Origin of the sequence: Psychrobacillus vulpis, from assembly GCF_006861825.1 — a bacterium.
GTDB classification, from domain to species: Bacteria; Bacillota; Bacilli; order Bacillales_A; family Planococcaceae; genus Psychrobacillus; species Psychrobacillus vulpis.
Window position 1 is genome coordinate 1 of sequence record NZ_VDGI01000046.1, and the last position, 4,953, is coordinate 4,953.

The 4,953-nt window shown below is 30.7% G+C and carries 5 protein-coding genes; all 5 read right to left on the minus strand.

Annotated features, from left to right (window positions below; genetic code table 11):
- Window positions 1-70 precede the first annotated feature (70 nt).
- Window positions 71-2,056 (minus strand): metallophosphoesterase family protein, encoded by a 1,986-nt coding sequence (locus FG384_RS19270; RefSeq protein WP_142644309.1) that lies wholly within the window; start codon window positions 2,054-2,056, stop codon window positions 71-73.
- A gap of 623 nt (window positions 2,057-2,679) precedes the next feature.
- Window positions 2,680-2,994, minus strand: a complete 315-nt coding sequence (locus tag FG384_RS19275; protein ID WP_142644310.1) for a hypothetical protein — start codon at window positions 2,992-2,994, stop codon at window positions 2,680-2,682.
- 228 nt (window positions 2,995-3,222) lie between these two features.
- Window positions 3,223-3,666, minus strand: a complete 444-nt coding sequence (locus FG384_RS19280; protein ID WP_142644311.1) for a DUF3888 domain-containing protein — start codon at window positions 3,664-3,666, stop codon at window positions 3,223-3,225.
- A gap of 197 nt (window positions 3,667-3,863) precedes the next feature.
- Window positions 3,864-4,265: a hypothetical protein gene (locus FG384_RS19285; RefSeq protein ID WP_142644312.1), complete on the minus strand. Its 402-nt coding sequence runs from the start codon at window positions 4,263-4,265 to the stop codon at window positions 3,864-3,866.
- 246 nt (window positions 4,266-4,511) lie between these two features.
- Window positions 4,512-4,694 carry a PspC domain-containing protein gene (locus FG384_RS19290; RefSeq protein ID WP_142644313.1) on the minus strand — a complete coding sequence of 61 codons (183 nt, stop codon included), beginning with the start codon at window positions 4,692-4,694 and terminating at the stop codon, window positions 4,512-4,514.
- Window positions 4,695-4,953: the final 259 nt, after the last annotated feature.

Here is a 4,953-nt window from a genome sequence, read left to right on the forward strand (position 1 = left end):
ATGGAGTTCGACAATTGTTTGTTTAAATTCTTGATTATAACGTTTTTGTTTCATTCCGGACACGTCCTCTCTATTTATAGGATAGAGACTTAACTAACTTGTGTCCATACATCCATACTAGCATCATACTTTTTGTTTTACTTTGATAAAAATTGTAAGCTAACTCAGTAAGATAATTATATAATTTATCCGTTTCATTATTTGCTAATTGAATAGTTCCAAGTAAATCTTTTATTAGTACTTCATAATAATAACCATTAGAACTCTTATCAAAATTATGTGGATTACCACTTTCTATCGCTTTAAGAATAACAAGAAGATAAATTGGGTATCTTGGCACAAAACTTTTACCTAATAGTGGATCTAATATCCTTTCAACCCTGTCTTTTTTAATTATTAACTCTTCTTCAGTAAGCGTCTCTTCTTGCCCTAATAAAATCCATTTTTCAACCATTAAATCCCTTTTCACATATCCAAACTCTTGTATTTCAAAAACTCTTAACTTATATTTATCGTCAAAAGACGTTAAACCGATCGTATCATTTACTCTGTTACTGCTAAGGGAGAAAATGATTATATTAGTAAAATAATTGTTTGCCCTACTTAAAAATACTGATTTATACTTTTGATTGAGTTTACATTCGTGCCAGTTGTCTATTATTAGTACTTTTTCTGATTTAGGTAATTGATTATATAATTCTACACTTTCACTACTGTATGTTTCTGTAATCACTTTGTCAAAAAAAGTATCTAATTGGTTGATTACTGATGGTACTACGCTAATTCCCTGCGTCATAACAGGTTTGTTACCTTCCTCAATAAAATTTTTAAATAATACTTGTGACAGAGTAGTTTTCCCTGAATCTTTATCTCCGAGGAACATTAAATGTGTTCCAGGCAAGAGGTCTTTTATTATCGTAGGTATCTCAAGCAATTCAGTTTTTTTCTCGTCATTCTCGAAATCCACTTCTTCCACATGAGGAAATATATACAAATCATTCATTTCTAACTCGGCTTTTCGTGGATGACTTATAGGTAATCTATTATCATTGATAAATGACTGATATGTCTCACTAGGAAGGAATAAGTTTCCTTTTCCCTTTAACATTTGGTTTGGAAGTAAGGTAACCCATTTCGTTGATCTTGAAACATCATAATACTCTAAGTTCCATGAACAGTTCTTAATTTGGTAAGTTTGATCTATGATATTAAAATGAAGGACATTATATCCACTCACTTTAGAATCGTAAATATCTTGTAAGGAAGTTCCCTCAATAAATTGTATTTGTTTTTTATCCCAGTTTGTTACTAAAAAATTAGAGGTTACATGTTCATGACCAGATAATATGAAATCAGAAACATTTTCTAACATATCTCTCATTTCTCTTCTATTATCTGGATGTAACCAGTGGTCTGGATGATGAATTAACGAGATATTAATATCACCAGAATAATCGCTTATAGTGTCACTATATTCTTTAACAGGATAAAACATTTGGCCAGGTTTTTCATCAATTTGTGAAATCCAAGAAGAGTTTATTAAATTAATAGTAATTTTTTTGTCGTTTAATGTTAATGAAATACTATCAACCAATGGGGAAGTGTATTGAGTTTCACATTTTATCCAACTATCATGATAAGCCTCTTTGAACTTCTCAAAATTATTTTGTATTTTTTTAATTTCACTAATTGTATGGTGATCTAAGTTATTTACTGTGTTTGAGTTAATAGTGCTTATTAATAACTCTCTTGTTTTTATAAAACCTTTATTACTAAAGTCACAGTCATGATTTCCAGGAATAAATATAATATCACATTCTATTCCAGCCTCACTTTTAACTAGTTCCTTTATATTATCAAAAAATCCGCGAGCATGATTGTCATATTCTTCGCTATGTCCAGTGTTAGCAATATCACCCGAAATACAAAAAATAACAAACTCAGAACCTCTTACTTGAGAAATTATTGACGAACATAGTTTTTCAGTTTTCTCTAAGATAGGATTTGAGTATAGGTTAAAATGTAAATCTGTTAAATGTATAATTGATAGTATCATTTTTTTCTCTCCAGTCGCTTCTTACTGTTTATGATTATTTTTAGTATAATCTTTTTCCAATAATTCGCCAACTATGTAGTAAATACCTGCTAATTCCTTCTTTTAATTTAATGTTTTCCAATATTCGCAAGTTATAGCACTTCTATTTTGAGTGGAATAGGTTTACCAGAAACTCCTCTATATCCATAGCAAAAAGAGTCTCGACTCGCAAGTTCGGACTCTTATATTTTCAGCACATATTAATCGGGAGGCTAAGGAAAGAGTATTATACTAAGTACTTTGTAAAAGGAACTACGCCTAAAAATAGGGTTGATTCCTGATTTACCTATCAACTCAAAATAAACAATTCTGAAGGTACTGCCTTTTTTAATCTATGCTCACTCTAAACACATTACGAACTCGTTCTAAAAATGTATTATTTCATCTATTTCTTATATTTTAGACTGATTTTCAGTCGATTTTGCGTTAATCCTTATTAAAAACAGCCAAAACCTAGTCATATAAGGGTTTTGGCTGTTTTAAGTTGTTTCAAAAATGGCTAATAACTTTGTTTAATTCGGATTCCGAATCTTCAACTAAAGCACCCGTTAGTGGAAGAAGAAGAGGTATTTTAAGTTACCACTTTACTTGAAGTCATTTACCCAAAACCAATATCGACCAGTGTTTATTTTATTGTTTGCTATTAATAATATAATGGGAATAATGGCTAAGATAATATATAAAGCGATAAATGTTGATGTTTGTAGAATTTCTAATTTTTCAACTATTGTCATACAAATTATTAATGTTCCTGTAAATAAGTTAGGAAAAACTAACCCTTTCTGATAAGATTGAAACTCTTCCTCACCTAAAAGAATTCTTGTTTTTTTGGATAAGAAATAGTCACTCTTCATTAGATGGCTAAACCCAAAAATTATCATCAATATTCCAAAAACCATTTAAATCCCCCTTTTTTTTATTCAACTAAACTGCCCCGTTAGTTTAAGTGTAACATTTCACAATGGATTTCCGAGATCTACTTGATGTTTCGGATAAAAAAATAGACCATCAAAATGATGGTCTTGTTTAACTAAGCCTTGGCAACCCCACGTTCATAAGCTAAAGCACCCGTCAGTTGAATAAGAAAGATGGACATTATGTTCCGAATACAACTGAACAAATCAACATCAAGGTTGGCTTTGTCTTACTTGGAAATATTCAATTAGCGTTATTTTCATTTTTGAATTTGTCTCTTTATACCTGTCTCTACCGTAGATATTTGGTACGTCTATCCTAATATCTACAATATCTAATTCATCTGCCTTTCCAACTTCTTCACTTTGTGGCCTAACAGATAATTTCATGTGATACCAATAATCAGAGTTCTTTTTAGTATGATCCATTATAAGACCTACTTTGATAACTTTATCAACTTGCCAAATCATTTCCTTACCATATTTTTCTTTGATTATCCTGTTGATGTCTGGTTCTATTAATTTTATTAAAATATCTTCACTTGTTGCATAAGTATCTTTCTTTATCTTACTTGCTTCTTTGACCTCTGAACTAGCAAAATTACTGAATGAAAAAGTTAATAAAACTAAAAGTAAAAAATAACCTAGTTTTTTCATAAAAGCACCTCTTTTTTTACTTAAAGTGCACTTATGATTGCTTTTTATTCATCATTAATTCTAAGAGATAAATTAGCTCCTCTTTCATTAAATACTATTGCGAATCCCTACGATGTACATTTTGTTCCAAAGTTGCAACAAAAAAGCCGAATTAACTTCTTCAACTAAATCACTCGTTAGTTGAAGAACAAAATACCTTATTTCGCTTCAACAACAAAACTTGTATAATTTTTTTCATCAATAGTTATATCAATTTTCCATAACCCTAATTTGTCAAATCCGAATTTCGCTGCATTCTGTTCCTTTTCAATATTTTTTTCATGAAGTTTGACGGTTTCACCAGTTTCTTGATGTGTAGCCATCATTTTGTATTTTTTTCCATTAAGTTCTTCCGAACTATCCAAGAAGTAAACTTCATAAAGTCTTCCTTGTGTTACTGGAAACTCAGGTTCATTGCTTTCACCATTTACTTTAATAATACCAAATTTCCCTTCAGTTCCATGCAAAGTTAGATTATCGACATCGAATGTAGGACTCAGATTCCAATCTCCATCATTTTCTTTTGTACACCCTAATAGTAAGAAAACTAAAACAAGCAATAGAAAACTTATTCTCTTCAATCGATTAATTGAAATGTCATTTCCTCCTTTGTTTCATATTGAACAGATGATAAAAATAAACATTGAAATATTCAAGCTACTCCCTTTATGTTACCTATTTCGGCGTCCTTCCAAATATGCCTGCTTTTTCAACTAAACTACCCCTTTAGTTGAAAAAGAAAAAAGAGCTGCATTGCAACTCTACAATCTTCAACTAAAGCACCCGTTAGCTTAATAAGGGATGATTTAATATAATTTATTATCATTTTCTAAAGTCACTGCTAAAAATAAATACACAATAAAAGATATTGAACCTGTAAAAAAGAATATTAACCTAATGATTGTTGAAGATATACCGAAAAATTCTGCAACCACTCCACAAACGCCTCGTAATACCCTATCTTTTGAAGATTTCTTTAATTTTTGCATAATTATACCTCCCTAATATTTTTAAAATCGGACTATTTTAACTAATTATACCATTTTAAATAAACTAAATTCTTATTAAAGTAACCTGCACCGTTAGTTCAATAAGAAAAAATGCTTTACCCCTTCTTGAAGTAGTCGAGTAGAAGGGAACCTCTCTACCTTGCGGTAGATTGTGTTCCTCCCCCCTCACAGAACCGTGCTTGCGCTATTTACGCACACGGCTCTTCCAAGTCACCATTCACAAAATGTAGCCTAATCT

What these genes read in the sequence shown, in the direction of transcription:
- FG384_RS19275 (WP_142644310.1), bottom strand. Translation starts at nt 2,994, where the DNA reads ATGGTTTTTGGAATATTGATGATAATTTTTGGGTTTAGCCATCTAATG.
- FG384_RS19280 (WP_142644311.1), bottom strand. Translation starts at nt 3,666, where the DNA reads ATGAAAAAACTAGGTTATTTTTTACTTTTAGTTTTATTAACTTTTTCA.
- FG384_RS19290 (WP_142644313.1), bottom strand. Translation starts at nt 4,694, where the DNA reads ATGCAAAAATTAAAGAAATCTTCAAAAGATAGGGTATTACGAGGCGTT.
- FG384_RS19270 (WP_142644309.1), bottom strand. Translation starts at nt 2,056, where the DNA reads ATGATACTATCAATTATACATTTAACAGATTTACATTTTAACCTATAC.